The organism is Spartinivicinus ruber, assembly GCF_011009015.1.
Classification (GTDB): domain Bacteria; phylum Pseudomonadota; class Gammaproteobacteria; order Pseudomonadales; family Zooshikellaceae; genus Spartinivicinus; species Spartinivicinus ruber.
Window position 1 is genome coordinate 2,854,343 of record NZ_CP048878.1, and the last position, 20,864, is coordinate 2,875,206.

19 protein-coding genes are annotated in these 20,864 nt (G+C 41.8%); 14 read left to right on the plus strand and 5 right to left on the minus strand.

All coding sequences use genetic code 11. The features are described 5' to 3' along the window. Positions 1-199 precede the first annotated feature (199 nt). Complete coding sequence (locus G4Y78_RS13550; protein ID WP_163833524.1) at positions 200-952, minus strand: helix-turn-helix domain-containing protein; 753 nt, start codon at positions 950-952, stop codon at positions 200-202. Positions 953-1,087: 135 nt separating this feature from the next. On the opposite strand from G4Y78_RS13550, the gene G4Y78_RS13555 reads away from it, so the two are divergent. The 3 genes from G4Y78_RS13555 (at position 1,088) to G4Y78_RS13565 (ending at position 3,728) form a co-directional block, all read left to right on the plus strand. Next, the gene (locus G4Y78_RS13555) at positions 1,088-2,569 is read left to right on the plus strand and encodes an FAD-binding oxidoreductase (protein ID WP_163833525.1); all 1,482 of its coding nucleotides are present in this window, start codon (positions 1,088-1,090) and stop codon (positions 2,567-2,569) included. A 14-nt stretch (positions 2,570-2,583) separates the two neighbouring features. Then, positions 2,584-3,030, plus strand: coding sequence for a hypothetical protein (locus G4Y78_RS13560; RefSeq protein ID WP_163833526.1), 447 nt, complete (start codon positions 2,584-2,586; stop codon positions 3,028-3,030). 173 nt (positions 3,031-3,203) lie between these two features. Beyond that, positions 3,204-3,728: a hypothetical protein gene (locus G4Y78_RS13565; RefSeq protein ID WP_163833527.1), complete on the plus strand. Its 525-nt coding sequence runs from the start codon at positions 3,204-3,206 to the stop codon at positions 3,726-3,728. Between the two features lie 50 nt (positions 3,729-3,778). Here G4Y78_RS13565 and G4Y78_RS13570 read toward each other — a convergent pair whose 3' ends face one another. Next, positions 3,779-4,687: a type 2 periplasmic-binding domain-containing protein gene (locus tag G4Y78_RS13570; RefSeq protein ID WP_163833528.1), complete on the minus strand. Its 909-nt coding sequence runs from the start codon at positions 4,685-4,687 to the stop codon at positions 3,779-3,781. 181 nt (positions 4,688-4,868) lie between these two features. Between G4Y78_RS13570 and G4Y78_RS13575 the strand changes: the two genes are divergently transcribed. Further along, on the plus strand, positions 4,869-5,729 hold the full coding sequence (locus G4Y78_RS13575; RefSeq protein WP_163833529.1) for a type 2 periplasmic-binding domain-containing protein: 861 nt from the start codon (positions 4,869-4,871) through the stop codon (positions 5,727-5,729). 48 nt (positions 5,730-5,777) lie between these two features. Here the strand turns inward: G4Y78_RS13575 and G4Y78_RS13580 are convergent, their stop codons facing one another. From G4Y78_RS13580 to G4Y78_RS13590, 3 genes are all read right to left on the minus strand, one after another. Then, on the minus strand, positions 5,778-6,752 hold the full coding sequence (locus tag G4Y78_RS13580; RefSeq protein WP_163833530.1) for a Tll0287-like domain-containing protein: 975 nt from the start codon (positions 6,750-6,752) through the stop codon (positions 5,778-5,780). Positions 6,753-7,074: 322 nt separating this feature from the next. Further along, entirely contained in the window at positions 7,075-7,554 is a 480-nt protein-coding gene (locus G4Y78_RS13585; protein ID WP_163833531.1) for a GlcG/HbpS family heme-binding protein, read from the minus strand. A gap of 192 nt (positions 7,555-7,746) precedes the next feature. Beyond that, positions 7,747-8,049 carry a Dabb family protein gene (locus G4Y78_RS13590; RefSeq protein ID WP_163833532.1) on the minus strand — a complete coding sequence of 101 codons (303 nt, stop codon included), beginning with the start codon at positions 8,047-8,049 and terminating at the stop codon, positions 7,747-7,749. A 444-nt stretch (positions 8,050-8,493) separates the two neighbouring features. Here G4Y78_RS13590 and G4Y78_RS13595 point away from each other — a divergent pair, with 444 nt between their 5' ends. From G4Y78_RS13595 to G4Y78_RS13640, 10 genes are all read left to right on the plus strand, one after another. Further along, the gene (locus G4Y78_RS13595; protein ID WP_230425735.1) at positions 8,494-9,540 is read left to right on the plus strand and encodes a Gfo/Idh/MocA family protein; all 1,047 of its coding nucleotides are present in this window, start codon (positions 8,494-8,496) and stop codon (positions 9,538-9,540) included. Positions 9,541-9,570: 30 nt separating this feature from the next. Beyond that, positions 9,571-11,184 carry an acyl CoA:acetate/3-ketoacid CoA transferase gene (locus tag G4Y78_RS13600; protein WP_163833533.1) on the plus strand — a complete coding sequence of 538 codons (1,614 nt, stop codon included), beginning with the start codon at positions 9,571-9,573 and terminating at the stop codon, positions 11,182-11,184. Further along, the gene (locus tag G4Y78_RS13605) at positions 11,181-11,957 is read left to right on the plus strand and encodes an enoyl-CoA hydratase/isomerase family protein (protein WP_163833534.1); all 777 of its coding nucleotides are present in this window, start codon (positions 11,181-11,183) and stop codon (positions 11,955-11,957) included. The genes G4Y78_RS13600 and G4Y78_RS13605 overlap by 4 nt, the downstream gene beginning before the upstream one ends. A gap of 5 nt (positions 11,958-11,962) precedes the next feature. Further along, positions 11,963-13,507, plus strand: a complete 1,545-nt coding sequence (locus tag G4Y78_RS13610) for an aldehyde dehydrogenase family protein (RefSeq protein ID WP_163833535.1) — start codon at positions 11,963-11,965, stop codon at positions 13,505-13,507. A gap of 104 nt (positions 13,508-13,611) precedes the next feature. Further along, entirely contained in the window at positions 13,612-14,862 is a 1,251-nt protein-coding gene (locus G4Y78_RS13615) for an ABC transporter substrate-binding protein (protein ID WP_163833536.1), read from the plus strand. Between the two features lie 306 nt (positions 14,863-15,168). Then, entirely contained in the window at positions 15,169-16,089 is a 921-nt protein-coding gene (locus G4Y78_RS13620) for a carbohydrate ABC transporter permease (protein ID WP_163833537.1), read from the plus strand. After that, on the plus strand, positions 16,086-16,967 hold the full coding sequence (locus tag G4Y78_RS13625; RefSeq protein ID WP_163833538.1) for a carbohydrate ABC transporter permease: 882 nt from the start codon (positions 16,086-16,088) through the stop codon (positions 16,965-16,967). Before G4Y78_RS13620 ends, G4Y78_RS13625 begins: the two co-directional genes overlap by 4 nt. Before the next feature lie 14 nt (positions 16,968-16,981). Further along, on the plus strand, positions 16,982-18,481 hold the full coding sequence (locus G4Y78_RS13630) for an FAD-dependent oxidoreductase (protein ID WP_222937702.1): 1,500 nt from the start codon (positions 16,982-16,984) through the stop codon (positions 18,479-18,481). Next, on the plus strand, positions 18,481-19,248 hold the full coding sequence (locus G4Y78_RS13635; protein ID WP_222937703.1) for a 3-ketoacyl-ACP reductase: 768 nt from the start codon (positions 18,481-18,483) through the stop codon (positions 19,246-19,248). Before G4Y78_RS13630 ends, G4Y78_RS13635 begins: the two co-directional genes overlap by 1 nt. 11 nt (positions 19,249-19,259) lie before the next feature. Then, complete coding sequence (locus tag G4Y78_RS13640; protein ID WP_163833540.1) at positions 19,260-20,849, plus strand: GMC family oxidoreductase; 1,590 nt, start codon at positions 19,260-19,262, stop codon at positions 20,847-20,849. Positions 20,850-20,864 lie beyond the last annotated feature (15 nt).

Below are 20,864 nucleotides of genomic sequence, written 5' to 3' on the forward strand. Positions count from 1 at the left end.
GAAAACCGCCTAACTTATTGAGCTAAAAAGACTTCCTGAATATGTTAGAAAACTGTAAAGAATAAAAATGACAGACATGAAATGTAAAATTTATAATTGTATAGCCAATAAAGAGCCTAATACTATTAGGAAAAGCCTAATATAGATTAGACTTATGTATAGACACAATAAAAAATTATTAAGAAGGTTTTTGTGGTTTTTAATGATTATGGGTTTCTCGCTTAAACTGATTCACCATTGAAAATACCCAGGGACGGGAGGCGGTCAATAGTCCAATGCTGGTCTTTTCTTCTTTAGGTAAAGGCAGGTCAACTTCCACTAAATCATTAAATTCTTTTGTTAATTTTTCAAGTTTACGAAACAGCAAATTTCGTGACGCTGATGACAACTCGCCAAAATGAAACTGAAAATATTCATTTAGGTTATTGGAGAAAGAAGCTTTAAGAAACTCTTCTTTAACTTGAGCTTCATGTTGTTTTCGGATTGGGCCATTGGGAAGCCAGTCTATTTGGCGGTGAGTGAGCCTGCGAACCTTATTATTGGGTAACAATTCAATAAGTTTCAATTTATCAAGTGTCGTAAGCAATTTGATATTTTCAATCGGGGCAATATTGTAGTGTTTTTCAATCTTTTGGGGTGGCCAATCGTTAATTAATAAATAAAAGTACACTAATAATAAGGAATTATCGGCCAATGCTTGTTCTTGCTCATAGGTTAATTGGGTTGAGCGATCTGATTCTGCCATGGATGTCTGTTTAGCCAGGTCATAAAAGGAAATGTCTAGCCATTGGCAAATGGCCTCTAAACGTTTCAGTGAAAAGCTTCGCTCTGAAAACAACCGTTTAACACTTGCCTCACTAATAGCCAATGCTTGGGCTACATCAGTGTAATGAAAACCGCGGGCTTTGAGTTGGCGTTTGAGTGCGGTGATAAGGGCTTCGGTTTGCTGCATAAGAGTCACTGCCTTAGCTTAGTCTCAATATAGGTGATATGAAGTATCGAAAAACAATACTTCATATATAAGTATCGAATATATGATAAGAGATTGCTAGTTTAAAGAGGTGTTTAATTACTAAGTTGTTAAGTGATGAAAAAGAATACAACTAACTTAATTTCCTTGACTAACCAATGCAATCAACCCCAATGGGTCAATGATGTTCACTCTAAACTTAATCAAACCTGTGTAACACAGGTTATCCAGGTAACCACTATAGAAGATGTTACACAAGCGATACAGCAAGCGCGGCAGCATAATCAACTGATTTGTGTAGCGGGAGGGCATCATGCCATGGGAGGCCAGCAATTTAAAACAGGTGGGCTATTGCTGGATATGAAGTATTTTAATCAGGTGATTAATTTTGATTCTACAGCAGGAACAATTACTGTTGAAGCGGGTATTCAATGGCCTGATTTAATCAGGCAGTATCATATACTACAGCATGATACTGGAGTGATATGGGGAATTGCTCAAAAACAAACTGGTGCAGACCGGCTGAGTATTGGAGGAGCTATCGCTGCCAATATTCATGGCCGAGGTTTACAAATGAAGCCGTTTATCCAGGATGTAGTGTCTTTTAAGTTGGTGGATGCAGAAGGTAACGTGTGCAACTGTAGTCGCACAGAAAATCACGATTTATTTAGTAAAGTTATCGGCGGTTATGGTTTGTTTGGCATTGTCGTAGAAGTAACCATCCAGTTGAAAAAAAGGCAAAAAGTACGAAGAGTTGTGGAAGCTACAACCATTGACCAGCTTATTCCTCTGCTTCATGAAAAAATTAAACAAGGGTATATTTACGGTGATTTTCAATTTGCAATTGATTCCCAGTCACCTGAGTTTTTAACAGCAGGGATATTTTCTTGTTATAAACCTGTACCAATGGACATGCCTATTCCTAAAAATCAAACGCGATTAAGCAAAAGTCAGTGGCAAGAGTTATTGCAGTTAGCCCATACCGATAAAACCAAAGCCTTTGAACAGTTTCGTGATTTTTACTTAGCATCATCAGGACAGTTATATTGGTCAGATACCCATCAGCTAAGTATTTATCTGGACGACTATCATGAAGCTTTAGATCAAAAGCTAGGGGCTAAATGTCGTGGTTCGGAGATGATAACGGAACTCTATGTACCGCAATCAAAACTGACTGTGTTTATGGCGGACGCCAGAGATTTTTTACGAAAAACAGCAGCCGATATTATTTATGGGACTGTCCGGCTTATTCAACGTGATGAAGAGTCATTTTTGAACTGGGCTAAAGAAGATTTTGCTTGTATTATTTTTAATGTACACACAGACCATACTATAGAAGGCAAGGCAAAAAGTAGAAAAGTATTATGTGGATTAATTGATATCGCTATAAAATATCAGGGTAGTTATTTTCCGACCTATCATCGCTTTGCCAGTCGTGAACAGGTATTGGCTTGTTTTCCTCAGCTCCCAGCTTTTCTCCAGGAAAAACTCAAGTATGACCCTGAGGAACGCTTTCAAAGTAACTGGTATCAACATTATCGTCGACTCTTTGCCAAAGAGCTATTAGACAATAGAAAACTATTGAAAAATCGTCAGTAAGCTGGATTATTACAATGCGACTAAATAATATAAATACGAATAGCTTTTGGCAACAAAGCCTAATCGCTTGTACGAGCTTATTCTTTTTACGCGTATATGGGCAAATAGTAGTACTATTTGCTCAGCCCGACTGGTTGCCCACTTTTACGCAGTGGTATTCAGGTTTAATTGCTTATCCCATATTAGTATTAACCCAGCTACTCATTTTAATGTTAATGGCAGTAATTAATTATGATAATTTAAAAGGGCAAGGTTATTTTGTTATTGAGTCAACCAAGAAAAGGAAATTGGTTCACTGGTTTAGCCTCGTATATTTCATAGGAATGCTAATTAGGTATATGTTGCAGAATTTACTACAGGATGGGTGGAGTAATGGCCTGATACCTGTGATTTTTCATTGGGTATTAGCTTTTTATCTTTATATTTTAACTGTAGTAAATCATAAAAAATACAATAATTAAACATGAGTGAAGTCCGCGATTAATGTTTTTGAAATCAATGTTGTGTTTTTATACGATTGTGGTTGGCAAAACGAGTGAAACGCATATAAGTAGTTGATTAATAGAAGCTGGTACATCACTTGCTTTATTTATTGCAACGGATTAAATTATAAACAGCAATAGGTAGGCAAGCTATGAAATCATTGATATCAGTTAGGCAGCTAGTTTTTATTTTTTCATTTATGTCAACCATCATGCTACTTCCAACGAAAGGGCATACTGCACCGGTTTTATTTCAGCTAGAAGATGTCACTAATCCAATGGTACTAACAGGTATGTTCAGCGTTGATGATGCTGATCCAAATTATGGTGCTGGGTTTCAGGCATTAGTGGATTGGGCATTCTTTGATATGGAAGGAGTACCAGGTATTCATACGCCAGTAGATAATGTAACAATCGCAATGGCGTTAATAGACATAATGAATCCAAATTCGTCTGTATTAAGCTTTATGTCGATAGATACAGCCATTCCCCCTATTATACCTAGCAATAATATCTTAATGCTTAATTCTGATAATAGCTGGTCTTCCGGAATTATGGGAGGTGACTATATAGTCTACTTAATTAATATTGATGAACCACCTGTATTTGCTTTGTTTGGTTTATTACTTGCCTATTTAGTTGTCTTTTATCGAAAACGATGCCGCCGCCAACAGTAGTAAAAAGGGGCTTTATAGCCCCTTGTTGTTTTTCTGATAGTTATAAAAAATTATTCACGAATAGTATACATTTCATTAAGTTGAATAAAATATTTTTTTGGTATTGCCTTGAACTCATCAGTAATATCTGGGTTGTCAATATATATAGTCGTTCTTTTATTTAATTTACCAAGTTGCAGCGCTTCAATATACTCTGGTTGAGCATTGAATAAGTTTTGAAAACTACCATTGGCAAATGAACGTTCTAAACCGAGTTGAATTATATCTCTTAGCTGGTGATTTTGTTTGTTAACAAAGAAAAAACGAGCAAAAGGGTAAATTAACAATACTCTTTTATCAACAATCAGACTAGGAGTTTCTATTGTGTTGTTTCGATAAAATCCATAAATTTCATTTACACCTAAAGGAAAAAAATCTGCTCGCTTACGTTGTAGCATTCGAAATAAATTGTGCATTTCAGAAGACACAACCCTAATGCCTGCATTTTCAAGTAAATCAATATCTGACCAACCAATACCTTGAAGTGCTACAAATTTCTGTAACTCTGATAAATTGTTGACTTTATTAAATTCAGTTTTATTATCTTTATGAATGATAAAAATTCTCCAGCCATTCAGTCCTCTGTCTATTGGGAAGTAAATTGGCAATAACTCTGTTTCAAAGATACTACTTGTGCCAAAGTCGTAAATATCTATTTTACCTTGTTTTATATAAAATCTTGCACGTTTTGGGTTTATCACTTTCTTTGATAGGGTTAGTTGATATTCTACACCGGAGTGGGCGAGGGCTAGCTTAAGAACTTGATAACCCAGTGCTGTCTGACCGAGATTATCGGTGTTCGGGTAAACGATATTTACTACTTCAGACTTGACTGTAGTAGTAAATATCATCAATAGTGCCACTAAATAATATTTTTTTATTTTAATTTGCCATTGCAGTTGCTGTAGTAATCGTAACATTGTGTATCCTTTTACTAAACTAAAGGCGCTTTAGCTTAAAATAATAGCCAGATGACGTATCTGTTAGTTTAAGTGAGAATAATGGTGGGTGGCTCATATGTGTTTTGAAGCTAAGGTTTCATAGAGTTTGTTGTGCTTTAATGGAATTAACAAACTGACCTAAGCTAAGTGGTGGGAGACTATGACTTTTAGTTTTAACGTGGTAAAGCTTTTTTTAATTTGTTGCTTATTTGGGTTGCAAACAGCCTATTCAAGTTTGAAGATAGTCTATCCCAATATTGACGGTATAGGGGCAGAATCAATTGGTTATAGTGTATTAAAGTTGGCATTAGAGAAGTCTGGTCAGGTATTTGATTTGAGTGTTTATGGGCCAACGGTAAACCAGCAACGGGCAAGAGAACTTGTTGAGCAGGGGCAGCTTTCATTGTTTGATACTGGCTTTCAAGTGGGGCTGGAGCAACGATTTGATCCTGTTTATTTGCCGATTGATAGGGGAATATTAGGCTGGCGGCTTTTTATTATCCATAAGGATAATCAGGAAAAATTTGGTAATATAAAATCACTCAAAGATTTGCAGCAATATGTTGCTGGACAGGGAAAAGGTTGGGGAGACATAGTTGTTATTGAAAATGCAGGTATTAAAGTTAAAACAGCAGGTAAAATTCCTAGCTTGATTAAAATGGTAGGAGGAAAACGATTTGACTTTTTTCCTTTAGGCGCCAATGAGGTATACAGTTTTTTAGAAAAGTTTGGTGGAAGCGATCCCAATTTAGTTATCGATACTAATGTTGTGTTAGTATACCCTTATGGACGGTTCTTCTATGTAAAAAAGGGCGATACTGAGCTAGCTAATCTTATCCATCAGGGGATGGAAAAAGCCTTAAGTGATGGTAGTCTGCAGAAAATGTTAGAAACTCATAAATACTTTAAAGATGCTTTTACTAGAGCCAAACTTAAAGAAAGAGTGCGAATTGATATTGAAACCCCCAACTTATCTGAAGGCTTTAAAAATATCGACGACAAATGGTGGTTTAAACCTTGATGTAGCTCTCTACAGTCTGTTTTTATAACAGTCTAGCCAGCCATTTATTTAGTCATGCATTTTGATGAGCTTTTTCAGCTCTTGAATAATGCTGTAAAGAGATCTCAATTGTTTATTTAACTCATTGATTTCAATGCTTGATTTGTAATCTTTAGCAAAGAAGTTAGTATCTGCTTCTCTATCTTGATAGCTATACTGAATAGCTTTGGAGGCTTGAAATGTTAACTGTTTTATGGGCGTGATAATAAAGATAAAAATATAAGCAATAAAGCAGATGATAAGTATAAAAAATAACCCTATAGCCAATAGTGAATAAATATTAGTATTTTTTATCACATTTAATAGACCGCTTTCATAGGGTAAGGTGATGCTTACAATACCGGCAAGTCGTCCTTGTTCATAGTTATAGCCACTTTCCCCTGGGTAAAGCTCTTGAAGTTTTTCGGGTGCTTTCTTGGGGTCGCCATGACAGTTTAAACAGGACCTGTCGGCTACAATTTCTCGTGCATAAAAGAATTGATTGTTACTTTTTGTATAGTATTCACTCTTATGGAATTTTTCTTTGATTAATTTGATTGCTTGTTGTTCAAATCCATTAGGGGCATTACGAGGGTTTAGGAAGTTATCCGAGGTAATCCGAAATTTAACTTTGGAGCTACTTCCAAGAGTGATATCAGATAGCTCTCTTTGCACCAAGGAAGGATTCTTTAAATGATAGTGTTCAATGATAACTCTTTTTTTATTTTCTTGTGTCAGTTCTGTCACATAGGTTTTTTTTTCGAGGTAGTCCTGTGGATTGAAGTGCTCTCGCACACCAGACTTAACCCAAACGCCTCCCTTAAACTTGCCTGCCCAATGGCCGACATGGGTAACCATATCAGCAATACCACTCGCTTGAGATCTTAGATTACTTATATAAACTGCATCGTTAATCAGGTAGAAGCATCCACCAAATGCGAGGATAAGCACAAAAAACCAAACTAATATATGATTGGTCAACTCATTTCTGTCTAACTTACCCATACGTTTTAATTCCGAACCTAGGTTTGTGCAGTATGCATAGGGCACAGTAGTAAAAGCTCAGCATATAAATTGAGCTGCTAACAGTATAGCAACGATAATTATTTCAATAAAAAATAACTATTGCTTATAATCAGTTATTGCTGAGTTTTATCGGTTGTCTAAAAGTAGTTTTTCAGAAGAAACGAGATAATCACTAATGACTGGATTTAAAAAGGAGAGCAGCCTTATAAGAGGTATTATAACAGAGTAAGCTACTCTCAAAGGGGAGTTAACAGAGTAATGAGAACTTATAAATAACTTGGTTATTGCAAATAAATAAAATTCACTTATTGAGTACCTTATTTATTGCAGCTTCAGCACAGGCTGTATCTAAATCACCACCGGGGGCACCACTAACACCAATCCCGCCAATCACTTTGCCTTTATATTTAATTGGTAATCCGCCAGGTAATAACAACAGCTTATCATGCAGCGAATGTAAGCCCTGTAGTTCTGGATTTTTCTGAATCAATTTAAAAAAGAATTCCGTACTGGCTTCCATTGAAGCAGCACTAAAGGCTTTGCGTTTAGCGCCCTCTGCTGCATGGGGGCCTGATTGGTTATGACGCCCAAAGGCTTTTAACTCGCCGCTGTGGTCTACAATAGCAACACTAACGTTATATTGATCTTTGGCGCAGTAGGCTAAGCCTTCTTTCACCAGTTCTAAAGCAGTATCTACACTGAGTGCATGGTTGGATACGACATTGGCATGAGCCATTAAACTGGTAGATGCGAATAGTGCTGTAGCGAGTAGTTTTTTCATTTAATTGACCTGTTAGCAAGAAATATAAATTAAAAATTGATGATTTAAGCTGGAAAACTAGTAGTTGAAAAATACTATTTTATTTTTATGAGCTTGATAAGTTGTAAAAATATATTAAAGCGATAAAAAATTATTATTTTGGAACATTATGATAAATAGTACGACATGAAATTTTGAGTGTTTCTGTGAAAATTAAAAATCAATAACTAATACATTATCTTCACACTCATTAAGAACGGTATGTATTGCTGGTTGAACTTTTTTATGTTCGGGGTGGGGGAGGTAATTATCGCGGGCTTCAATGCTTTCGAACTGCATAACAAATCCATGGGTATAACCCCGGTTAATGCCTTCAGGGCTGTTGTTTTCACCACCACTACATGACAGTAGTCCTGGAATAACCCCCACAAGCGAATTTAGCTGAGTAAACATGTCGTCTATTTGAGTTTGACTGACATCTGGCCTGCATTTCAACAGTACTAAATGGCTTATCATTAGGATTTCCTCATGTCATATGCGGAACACAGCTTTTCTAAGTATAAAGCAGTATTATAAATTGGAACGATTTAATTTCAAGTGCTTTTGCTAATGAAGCTGCTCAGTATGAGATATTAGTTTTAAAAATCAGTATGTTATGATTTTTTTATCCCATGTTATGGGAATAATTGATTTTGCTCACACTACAACAAAGCCAAAGTTAGCTTAAAAAATCCTTGACGAGAAGAATGCTAAACGTAAATAATTGGATCGTTCCAATTAATAGCGCATTATCCAAAAGTCTCAGTGGGGGTATCGCTAAAGTCAATGAATATCCTGTTATTCCATATTGGCACAGAGCTTATTGCTTCACGCTTTCGCGACACCCTCTAGTTTTAAAAAAGTGGCTATATAGAAAGCCGCTACCGCAAAATAGCCGTGATAGAAAAAGAGGATAACCTCATGAATTCCAAGGCAAGTACTGATAACCCGTTAATGATGAGAACAGTCGGCTGGGGGTTTGTTGGGGCCAGCAATATTGCCAGGCAATGGATGGCGGATGCGGTGCGGACACAAGAAAACCATGAAGTAGTGGCCATCATGAGTAACAGTTTGTCACGGGCCAAAGCCTTTGCCGAAGAGTTAAACATAGCCAGTGCATATGACTCGATTGATGCACTACTAGCTGATCCGGCTGTAGATGTGGTTTATATCTCCAATACGAACGAGTTGCATAAACCAGCTGTATTAGCGGCAGCAAAGGCAGGTAAACACGTGTTTTGTGAGAAACCCCTGGCACTTAATCTGGCTGATGCCGCAGCAATGGTTAAAGCCTGTCAGCAGGCAGGGGTGGTGATGGCCACCAACCACCATTTACGCAATGCCGCTACCCATCAAGCAGTGCGTGCAGAGCTAGCTACTGGCACCATTGGCCAGGTGATTGGCATGCGCATCTTTCATGCGATTCATTTACCCAAACCCCTCCAAACCTGGCGAGTAAATAACCCTGAAGCAGGTGGTGGAGTGATTCTTGATGTGGCGGTGCATGATGTTGATGTCATTCGTTATTTGTTGGCAGAAGACCCAGTCGATGTGATGGCCTATGCCCAAACAGGTGGTATGGCCTCAAAGGTTGAAGACGGTGCGATGGCAATTTTGCAAATGCCCAGTGGTGCCTTGGTGCAAACCCATCAGTCGTTTATGGTGCCTTATGCAGGAACAGGGCTAGAGGTGCATGGTACTCATGGCAGTATCATTGCCCGTGATGTCATGAGCCAACGTGCCACCGGTACGGTTGAATTGGTTAATGATGCAGGCCGGCGCCAGCTCAGTATTGAGCATCACAATTTATACCAGTACGCATTGAGTCAGTTTGCCAAAGCCATAACACAAGGCGGTGAACCTGCAGTGACTGGCGAAGATGGTTTGAAAGCCTTAGCCATTGCTTTGGCAATGACTGAGTCGGCTGCCACAAAACAACGAGTGGCGGTTCATTACCCCGCGGTTTGATGTCCATAACGAGCAGTATTGAGGCTGAAAATGTCAAAAGTGATTTCATTTGAGCAAGCCGCGAAGCTAATTAAAGATGGCGATGTGGTCACTGTTTCTTCTTCAAGTGGGCTAGGTTGTCCAGACCGCATGTTGCGTGCAATTGGTGAGCGGTTCGAGCAGGAAGGCCAGCCCAGAGCCCTTAGAACCTTACACCCTATCGCAGCGGGGGATATGTATGGGATTAAGGGGATTGATCACCTTGCTAAGCCTGGCTTACTTGCCAAGGTGATTGCGGGCTCTTACCCAAGTGGTCCCTCTAGTTTACCTATGCCGGCTGTTTGGCAGGAAATTACTGAAAATCGTGTTACTGCCTACAATATTCCCAGTGGTATTTTGTTTGATATGCATCGAGAGGCTGCAGCTAAGCGACCTGGGGTGTTGACCCAAGTAGGTATTGATACCTTTGTTGATCCAGATCGCCAAGGTGGTGCAATGAATGCTCGGGCAGCCGCTGAGCCAATAGTGCGAAAAGTCCAGTTTGAGGGGGCGGACTATTTATTTTTCCCCAGTATTACTCCTCGTGTGGCAATTATTCGTGCCACTTCCGCTGATCAAAAAGGCAATCTTTCCTTTGAACAAGAAGGCGCCTATCTCGGTGCATTAGAGCAAGCATTAGCGGTGAGGAATAATGGTGGTGTGATCATTGCTCAGGTCAAACGGGTAGTTAGCAATAACAGTTTGCCTCCTTATCAAGTCCATATTCCTAATAATCTGGTGGATGCCATTGTTGTTGATCCAGAACAGCTACAAACCACCCAAACCCCTTATGATCCAGCTATCTCAGGTAAGATTCGCCAGCCAGAGGATAGTTTTACCATGCCGGAATTTTCGCCAGAAAAAATCATTGCCCGCAGGGTGGCACAAGAGCTTAAGGCGGGTCAGGCAGTAAATCTAGGTTTTGGAATTTCTGCCAATGTGCCACGAATCCTGTTGGAAGAAGGTCTGCATAATCAGGTGACCTGGGTGGTAGAGCAAGGCGCGGTGGGTGGTGTTCCCCTGTTGGGTTTTGCATTTGGTTGTGCAGCCAATGCTGACAGTATTATCCCCAGTCCCCAGCAATTTACCTATTTTCAGGGCGGTGGTTTTGACCAAAGCCTGCTCTCATTTATGGAGGTGGACCAGCAGGGGAACGTTAATGTTTCCAAGTTGGGGATCAAACCTTACCTTACCGCTGGCTGTGGTGGCTTTGTTGATATCACTGCCCATGCCAAAAAAATTGTGTTCAGTGGTTTTTTTACTGCAGGAGCCAAGTACTCGTTGGACAGTGGCCAGCTTCGAGTCATTCAGGAAGGTCGTTTTCAAAAGTTGGTTAAAGCGGTTGAGCACGTCACCTTTTCCGGGCGAATGGGTATTCAGCGAGAGCAACAAGTGCTCTATGTGACTGAGCGTTGTGTCATGAAGCTAACACCAGAGGGTATTGAAGTCGTCGAATTGGCACCAGGGATTGACCTGGAGAGGGATGTGTTGAATCAGGCGGGTTTTGAACTGAAAGTCGCTGATCATGTAAAGCAAATGGATGCTGCACTGTTTAAACCTGAGCCATTTGGCTTAATGCTTGGCGAGCCAACTTTAGTAGGGCAAACACAGAGAGAAACTTCATGAGTGGACAGGTTCGTTTAGAACAGCAGGGGCCTATTGCTGAAATCATTATTGATCGGCCTGCCAAGCTGAATGCACTAAATGTTGAAATGTTGGAGTCACTACATGCGTGTGTACAGACCTTGGAAAAGAGGCTTGATTGTCGAGCGGTAATTATTCACTCATCGGGTTCTAGTGCCTTTTGTGTGGGTGCAGATATTAACGCCTGGGCAGAATACTCTCCATTAGCCATGTGGCGCACTTGGGTAAAGCGGGGTCACCAGCTATTTGATGCCATAGCCCAGTTACGACAGCCAGTGATTGCAGTGATTCAAGGGCCTGCGTTAGGTGGTGGACTGGAGCTCGCTCTGACAGCTGATATTCGTATTGCGGAGACCAATGCCAGTTTGGGTTTGCCAGAAACAGGTATTGCTACCTGCCCAGGTTGGTCCGGTTCACAGCGGTTAAATCGGTTGATTAACCCAAGCCTAATCAAAGAAATGCTATTTACGGGCCGGCGATTGGATAGTCAACGGGCATATCAGCTAGGGCTAGTCAATGAATTAACTGCACAAGGCCAGGGCTTAAGCTTTGCTCGACGAATGGCTACAGACATTGCCCAACGAGCGCCTATTTCTGTGCAACTGGCTAAGCAATTGGTGGATGCAGGAGTGGGGGATAATACCGCAATGATTTTAGAAGCGATGGCTGGCAGCTTGGCAGCCCATACTCAGGATGCCCTGGAAGGTATTACTGCATTCCGTGAAAAGAGACAACCAGTGTTTAAAGGGGAGTAACCTCAATGTCCCAACAACAATCATTAGTCAACTGGGTTACTGGCAATCGGGTGGTTGAGATACCCACTGAGCCTTTTCAAGGTCAGCTATTAATTAATGGGGAGTGGCGGGAGGCTGCTGATAAGGAACAGTTAACTCGACAAAGCCCAGCTTATGGTGTAACGGTTTCCCGTTATGCTAAAGCCACTGTGGCTGATACCGAAGCAGCGATTAAAGCCGCTCGTCACGCGTTTGATCAGGGGATATGGTCAAAACAGTCTGGGGCTGAGCGTGCCAAATTGCTGAATCAAGTGGCTGACCAGATGATGGCGCGTCAAGAAGAACTGGCATTACTTGAGGTATTGGAGTCAGGCAAACCCATTAGCCAAGCCCGAGATGAAGTGGTATGGGCGGCTGAGTTGTGGCGTTATGCAGCAGTATCGGCAAGAAGTCTTCATGGTGAAAGCCATAACAACTTAGGGGAAGACATGCTAGCCATGGTGATTCGTGAGCCTGTTGGCGTCGTCAGCATTATTACCCCCTGGAATTTTCCTTTGTTGATCGTTAGCCAAAAACTCCCTTTTGCCTTGGCTGCAGGCTGTACCTGTGTGGTGAAACCCAGTGAGCTGACGTCGGCCACCACCTTAATTCTTGGTGATATTTTGCAAACGGTGGGGTTACCAGCCGGTGTGGTTAATATCGTTGTTGGTGAAGGGCCAGAAATTGGCCCAACTTTAAGCACGCATCCTATGGTGGATATGGTGTCGTTTACTGGCTCTACAGGGGTTGGGAAAGCCATTAGTGCAGCAGCATCGGATTCCTTGAAAAAGGTATCCCTAGAGCTGGGTGGCAAAAACCCACAAATTATTTTCCCTGATTGTGATTGGGAAGCGGCCGTGGATGCAGTGGTATTTGGTATTTATTTCAATGCTGGAGAATGCTGTAACAGTAGCTCGCGGGTATTAGTCCATGAATCCATTGCGGATCAATTTACTAAGGCTGTAGTAGAACGCAGTCGTCAGGTACCAGTGGGTGATCCCTTGTGTGAAGCCACCAAAGTGGGGGCGATTATCTCTGCAGAACATCTGCAGAAAGTCACTGCCTATGTGGATGAGGCTAAAGCGGCAGGGGCGGAGGTTTATATAGGGAATACGCAATCTCCACCAGTGGCGGGCTTGCAGGAGGGGTTTTATCTGGCACCGACAGTGATTGCAGGTGTTCAGCCTAGCATGGCAGTGGCACAGGAGGAGGTGTTTGGTCCAGTGTTATCAGTGCTGACATTTAGTGATCTAGATGAGGCCATTGCCATTGCCAATGACAGTTTGTATGGCTTATCCGCTGGGGTGTGGAGTGCCAATATCGATAATTGCTTAGCCATTGGGCGGCAGGTGAAAGCAGGTACAGTTTGGGTGAATACCTGGATGAGTGGCTATCCGGAATTGCCGTTTGGTGGTTTTAAAGAGAGTGGTCAAGGGAGGGAGTTAGGACGATACGGCATTGAAGAGTTTACTGAACTAAAAACCATTCAAATGCATATGGGACCAAGAACCAATTGGTGGCTATCAAGGTAAGTGGGTATTGCGTTGTTTATGCAGCCTAAAAGCGATACCCAAGGTGTTTGATATGGAATAAAAGCACCAAATCAATAGGAGTAAAAAGAGAAGTGGAGTGAGTAATGAAAATAACGATTAAAAAAACAATCAGTGGGTTGGCATTGGCGATGACGTTAGTGTCTGGTGTAGAAGCAGCAGATGTGGAGGTGATGCACTGGTGGACAGCTGGGGGGGAAGCGAAGGCGTTAGGTGAGTTAAAGCAAACCTTAGCCAAACAGGGAGTTGGTTGGAAAGATACCCCGGTAGCTGGAGGGGGTGGTAGTAATGCCATGACCGTATTACGGGCTCGAGTATTATCAGGTAAATCGCCGACAGCTGTTCAAATGCTTGGGTTTGATATTCAAGACTGGGGTGAGCAAGGAGTAGTTGCCAATTTGAATGATGTTGCTAAGCAAGAAGGATGGGATAAGGTAGTACCGCAAGCGTTGCAAAAATTCTCCAAATATGAAGGCAAGTGGATTGCTGTACCAGTAAATGTGCATTCTACAAATTGGGTGTGGGGAAATAAGGCGGTACTCGACAAAGTTGGTGTTAGTATACCTAAAAATTGGAACGATCTAATAAATGCCATGAAGAAGGTTAAAGCAGCGGGCTATGTCGCGCTGGCTCATGGGGGGCAAGCCTGGCAGGATGCGACCGTTTTTGATGGTGTGGTATTGGCAACAGGTGGCGTGGATTTTTATCGAAAAGCCCTCATTGAATTAGACCCTAAAGCTTTAAGCTCTGCCACTATGAAACAAGTTTTTGATCGAATGGCGCAATTACGGGGTTTTGTTGATAAAAACTACCCTGGCCGTGACTGGAATTTAGCTTCTGCGATGGTTATTAATGGTAAAGCCGCTTTTCAAATGATGGGGGATTGGGCCAAAGGCGAATTTATCAGTGCCGGGAAAAAACCGGGTAAAGATTTTGTCTGTTTCCGAACGCCGGGTAGCCAGGGTGCAGTGACTTTTAATGCTGATCAATTTGCCATGTTTCAAGTGGGTAAAGAACGTAAAGCAGCCCAACAACAAATGGCTAAAGCAATATTATCACCGGAATTTCAAATTAGTTTTAACCAGGTTAAAGGTTCTGCACCAGCACGAACCGACATTGCTACTGAGCGTTTTGATAACTGCGGTAAAAAAGCCATTGCTGACTTAAAACAAGCGGTTAATAACAACAGCCTGGTAGGGAGTTTAGCTCATGGTCATGCTGTGCCCGCTGCTATAAAAACTGCGTTTTATGATGTGATTACCGCTCACTTTAATGGTGCTTTTTCATCAGAAGAAGCAGTAAAAGCATTAGTGTCGTCAGTTAAAAATACCTATTAGAGATTTCTTTAATTAATAACAATAAATGGAGTTTATTTATAACAAATCGATGCTTGGTTCTTTCTTTTCAGGGTGTCGCAAAAGCTAATGGATATGGGGTAACAGGGTATTCAATCGCTGCTGTCGGGAACAGCTTTAGCTCTAAAGGCCAGGGATGGCCTTTTAGAGTGGCGAGGAATAGGCTGTTATTCCATATCGGACACAAGACTTATTTTCAACACCCTTTCGCGACACCCTCACGGGGGAGAAGGGACTAAAAAATACTGTTAGAAAAGAAAAGCATTATTAGGAGTGGGAATTAATGATATGAGTAGTCAGCAATCCAACTCAGTTGAACAAAAAAATACCGATAAAGCCATTGGGTGGTTACAGATACAGTTACCTAAATTAGTATTGGCACCGTCATTCACAGTTATTTTATTATTTGTTTATGGCTTTATTATCTGGACAGTTTATTTATCTTTTAGCACATCACGGATGTTACCCAATTATGAATGGGCTGGTTTAGAACAATGGCAGCGGCTGTGGAATACCTTAACCTGGCAAACGGCACTCGATAATTTACTAATATTTGGCAGCTTATACATCATTTTATGTTTGGTTATTGGTTTATTGTTAGCCATTTTGTTGGATCAGAAAATCCGTTTGGAAGGAGGCTTACGAACCCTTTATTTATACCCAATGGCACTGAGTTTTATCGTGACGGGGACTGCCTGGAAATGGTTTTTAAATCCAGGGTTGGGGTTAGAACGTACCATGCAGGCATGGGGTTTTGAAAACTTTGAGTTTAATTGGTTAATTGACCCGAATATGGCCATTTATACGGTGGTGATTGCTGGTGTATGGCAGGCATCAGGGTTTGTAATGGCCATGTTTTTAGCCGGCTTGCGTGGTATTGATAATGAAATTATTCAAGCAGCCCAAATCGATGGAGCGCCCACCTGGAAAATATATACGCGAATTATTATTCCGCAATTAGGGCCCGTATTCATGAGTGCGCTTATTGTATTGGTACATTTAGCCATAAAAAGCTTTGATTTAGTGATTGCTTTAACCGGCGGTGGACCTGGTAATGCCACGGCTTTACCTGCGACCTTTATGTATTCTTATTCATTTACTCGCAATCAAATCGGGGTGGGGGCCAGCAGTGCGGTATTTATGCTGATAACGGTGGCAGCAATTATAGTGCCTTATTTGTATTCAGAACTAAAAGGGAGCAAAAAATGAATAAAAACTCCCAAGAAAATGGCTTCCGTTTCAATCTTATTGGGCGTGCAGTTATTTATACTGTACTGATTATTGTGGCAGTCATTTATTTGGCGCCGCTGTTTGTCATGATCGTCACTTCATTTAAATCTCTAGATGAAGTTCGGGTAGGGAATATGATGGCTTTGCCGCTGGAAATCACATTTGATCCCTGGTTAAAAGCTTGGCAGTCAGCCTGTTTGGGGTTGGACTGTAACGGTATTAATGGGTATTTCTGGAATAGCTTGAAAATGGTGGTGCCAGCCGTGCTGATCTCTACTTTTTTAGGGGCATTAAATGGTTATGTGCTGACCAAATGGCGTTTTAACGGTCATCATGTTGCTTTTGGCATGATGTTGTTTGCTTGCTTTATTCCTTTTCAAATTGTGTTATTGCCGATGTCACAAGTGTTAGGTTGGTTAGGCTTAGCCAATAGTACATCAGGTTTAGTTTTGGTCCATGTGGTCTATGGTTTGGGATTTACCACCTTGTTTTTTCGAAACTTTTACGAAGCTTTTCCTAGTGAATTGATTCGTGCAGCAGTAATGGATGGCGCCGGCTTTTTCCAAATATTCCGTTATATTTTATTACCTAATTCTGGCCCTATTATTGTCGTGACTATTATTTGGCAGTTTACCAATATTTGGAATGATTTTATTTTTGGTGCTTCATTTGCGTCAGGCGAGTCAGCACCGATGACAGTTGCCTTGAACAACCTGGTCAATAGCTCAACCGGCGTTAAAGAATATAACGTGCATATGGCTGCGGCTATTATTGCAGCACTACCGACACTGATTGTCTATATCGTGGGTGGTCGTTATTTTGTCCGTGGGTTAATGGCTGGGTCAGTAAAAGGGTAACAAAAGGAATGTTGATGCAGTACGACATAATCATTATTGGTTCTGGCATTGGTGGTGCCACGCTATTAAATCAGTTAGCGGATAGTGGCTTAAACATACTACTGATTGAACGTGGTGCGCCTTTAATTAATTCCGCCAGTTCCCGGGATAGTCGAGCCATTTTTAAGCAAGGTATTTATCGCCCGCAGGAACAGTGGTTGGATGGCCAAGGGAAATTATTTAATCCGGGGAATTACTATTACTTGGGGGGGAATTCGAAGTTTTATGGCGCAGTAATGATGCGTTATCGTCAGGAGGATTTTGGCGAATTAATGTTTGATGAAGGTGTATCACCCGCTTGGCCATTTCCCTATGAAGAATTGGCGCCCTATTACCAACAGGCAGAAACCCTTTACCAAGTAAAAGGCACAACAGGCCAGGATAGTTGTGAGCCGTCAGGTGCGAAAGGTTATGTCGGTTCAGCCGTGGCTGATGAACCTGTGATTAGTCTACTGCGCGGTAGACTCTCTCAATTGGGCGTTAATCCTTTTAGTTTACCATTGGCTATGGATGTGGATGCTTGGTTAGCAGCTGGTCGTACGCCATGGGATGCGTTTCCTGGCACTGGCGCTGGGAAGTTTGATGCTGAAACGGCGGCTCTTCAAATGGTATTAGACCATCCTAACATTACATTAATGACAAATATGACTGTTATCAAGTTGCATACTACAAAGGGTGGTAAACGAATTGAGTCGGTTGAAGTCACTCATGAGGGGGAACGAAAACAGCTTACTGCGCAGTTATTTGTGCTTTCTGCAGGCGCGGTTAACTCCGCAGCTATCTTGCTGCGTTCCGCCAATGACCAATATCCCAATGGACTGGCAAATAGCTCAGATCAAGTAGGCCGTAATTTTATGAATCACAACTGTACGGCTCTTTTGGCCATTAACCCTTTTAAAGTCAACGACGCTGTTTATCAGAAAACCCTGGGTATTAATGATTTTTATTTGTCTGACGGCGAGGGTGGGCAGCCATTAGGGAATATCCAGTTATTAGGCAAAATAGATGGCAATATGCTGCAGGCGCAATTAAAGCTTATTCCTAAACTGGTTTTGGATTGGTTGGCCAAACACTCAGTAGATTGGTATGTCATGAGCGAAGATTTGCCTCAAGCTAATAGCCGTGTGCGCATTGATAGTAGTGGTCGAATTATTTTGGACTGGCAGCCAAGCAATTTAACGGCTCATTACCAATTAATAAAAAAAGCTAAAGCGCTGATGCACTCCGCCGGATATCCCATTTTATTAACCAAAGCTTTTGATCGTCGAACGCCTTCTCATCAATGTGGCACGGTGCGGATGGGTAGTGATCCTGCTAAATCCCCATTAGATCCTTATTGTCGAACTTATGACCATAATAATTTGTTTGTGGTTGATGCTTCCTTTTTACCTAATTCTGCTGCTACTAACCCTGCGCTGACCATTGCAGCACAGGCTATTCGGGTAGCAACACATATAAAACAGACGGAGATTTAATGATGAGACAACCAGTAGCATTGATCACCGGGGGGCGCCAGGGGATAGGACAGGCTATTGTCAAACAGCTTGCTAAAGTGGGGTTTGCAGTGGCGTTTACTGCGAGAAACTCAAATGATGATTGTGCAGAATTAATCGCCTATTGTGAGTCTGTTGGGAGTAGAGCCTGTTATATTCCCAATGACTTGGCTGATATTAGTGGCCACTGTGCATTGCTGGATCAAGTCATCAGTTGGGGGGGAGGGCTGGATTGTTTGGTAAACAATGCAGGTATCAGCTCGCTGGCCCGGGGTGATTTGTTGGAGTTGACAACAGAGTCTTTTGATCAGGTCATGACCGTGAATGTCCGGGGTACTTTGTTTTTATCTCAGGCGGTTGCCAAGTTGATGTTGGAGACTTCCGCAGAGTGTTATCGTTCTATTATTACAATTTCGTCGGTGAGTGCACTGATGGCATCTCCTGAACGTGCAGATTATTGTATGTCTAAAGCAGCATTGGCCATGTTCAATAAAACGCTGGCATTACGTTTGGCCGGTGACAATATTGGAGTATTTGAATTGCGGCCTGGCATTATTAAAACCAGTATGACAGCAGGTGTTGCCAACCGTTATGAGCAGCATATACAGGAGGGTTTGGTACCTGCTAAACGATGGGGGATACCGGAAGATATTGCTTCAGCAGTGGTGCCTTTTGCCCAAGGGTATATGGCCTTTGCCAGTGGTAGTGCCATTGAATTGGATGGTGGCTTATCCATTAACAGGTTGTAGGTGATGTGAAGATGTACGATTACATAATAACTGGCGGAGGCCCGGCGGGCTGTGTATTAGCTAATCGTTTAACCGCAAATCCTGATATTTCGGTATTACTATTAGAAGCGGGTGATACGGATTACCACCCCTTTATTCATATGCCTGCGGGGTTTGCCAAATTAACAGGGAAAACCGCCACTTGGGGTTACTCCACGGTGCCACAAAAGCATTTAAATAATCGTGAAGTGTGGTATCCGCAAGGTCGGGTGATGGGCGGGGGTAGCTCAATTAATGCTCAGGTTTATACTCGCGGTCATCCCAAAGATTATGATGAGTGGGCCGAACGGGAAGGCTGTCAGGGTTGGTCTTATGACGAGGTATTACCCTATTTTCGCCGGGCTGAAGATAATATCCGGCTAGTGAATCAGTTTCATGGAGTGGGAGGGCCGTTAAAAGTTTCTGACCCAGTACCCCATCCATTAACCAGTACATTTGTCCGTGCCGCCCAAGAAGCAGGGCTTCCTTTTTCGGCAGACTTTAATGGCGACGTTCAGGAAGGTTTTGGTTACTACCAGTTAACCAATCGTTCTGGAAAGCGTTGTAGTGCCGCTGCTGCTTATATTAAACCTGTATTAGATAGACCCAATCTCACTATTATTACCAAAGCAACTGTCACCAAAATATTAGTTAAAAATTATCGTGCAGTAGGCGTGGAATATATTCAGCAGGGAAGCAATCAGGTTTATCAAGCGACTTCACAACAAGAAGTATTAGTGACTTCTGGTGCAGTGGGTTCACCGAAATTATTAATGTTATCTGGAATTGGTCCCGCCGATCATTTATGCAATGTGGGGTTAGATGTTGTGCATGACTTGCCTGGTGTGGGTGTAAATTTTCATGACCACATGGATGTTTTTGTAGTCAGTGAATGCAGTGGTGATTATAGCTTTGATCGCTATAAACCCTGGTATATGAATCTATGGGCTGGGCTGCAATATTTATTATTTAAAACGGGACCGGTTGCTTCTAATCTTTGTGATGGGGGTGGGTTCTGGTATGCAGACAAAGAGGCGCGCTCGCCAGATATTCAATTTCACTTTTTGCCCGGCTCAGGGTTAGAACATGGGTTAAAACAAATTCGTAATGGGGTCACCTTAAATTCGGCATTATTACGGCCAAAAAGCCGAGGAACGGTGAGATTACGTTCGGCAGATTTTAATGATGCACCTTTAATTGACCCGAATTACTGGGCTGAAGAGTACGATCGGAAAATGTCTATTGAAGGGTTTAAGTTAGCCAGAGAAATAATGGCTCAACCGGCATTTAAACCCTTTATAAAAGGTGAAGCTATGCCAGGGGTAGAAGCTAAAACGGATCAGCAAATTATGAAATATGCCAAACAATTTTCTAAAACTGACTACCATCCGGTTGGCGCTTGCAAAATGGGGGCAGTAAACGACAAGTATAGTGTGGTTGGGCCAGATTTACGGGTGAGAGGGATCGATGGGCTGCGGGTTATGGATTCTTCGGTAATGCCTCGGGTAGTCAGCGCTAATACTAATGCAGCAACAATAATGATTGCAGAAAAAGGCGCGGATTTAATTTTAGGGAAAGGATAAAACCAGAAAAAATAA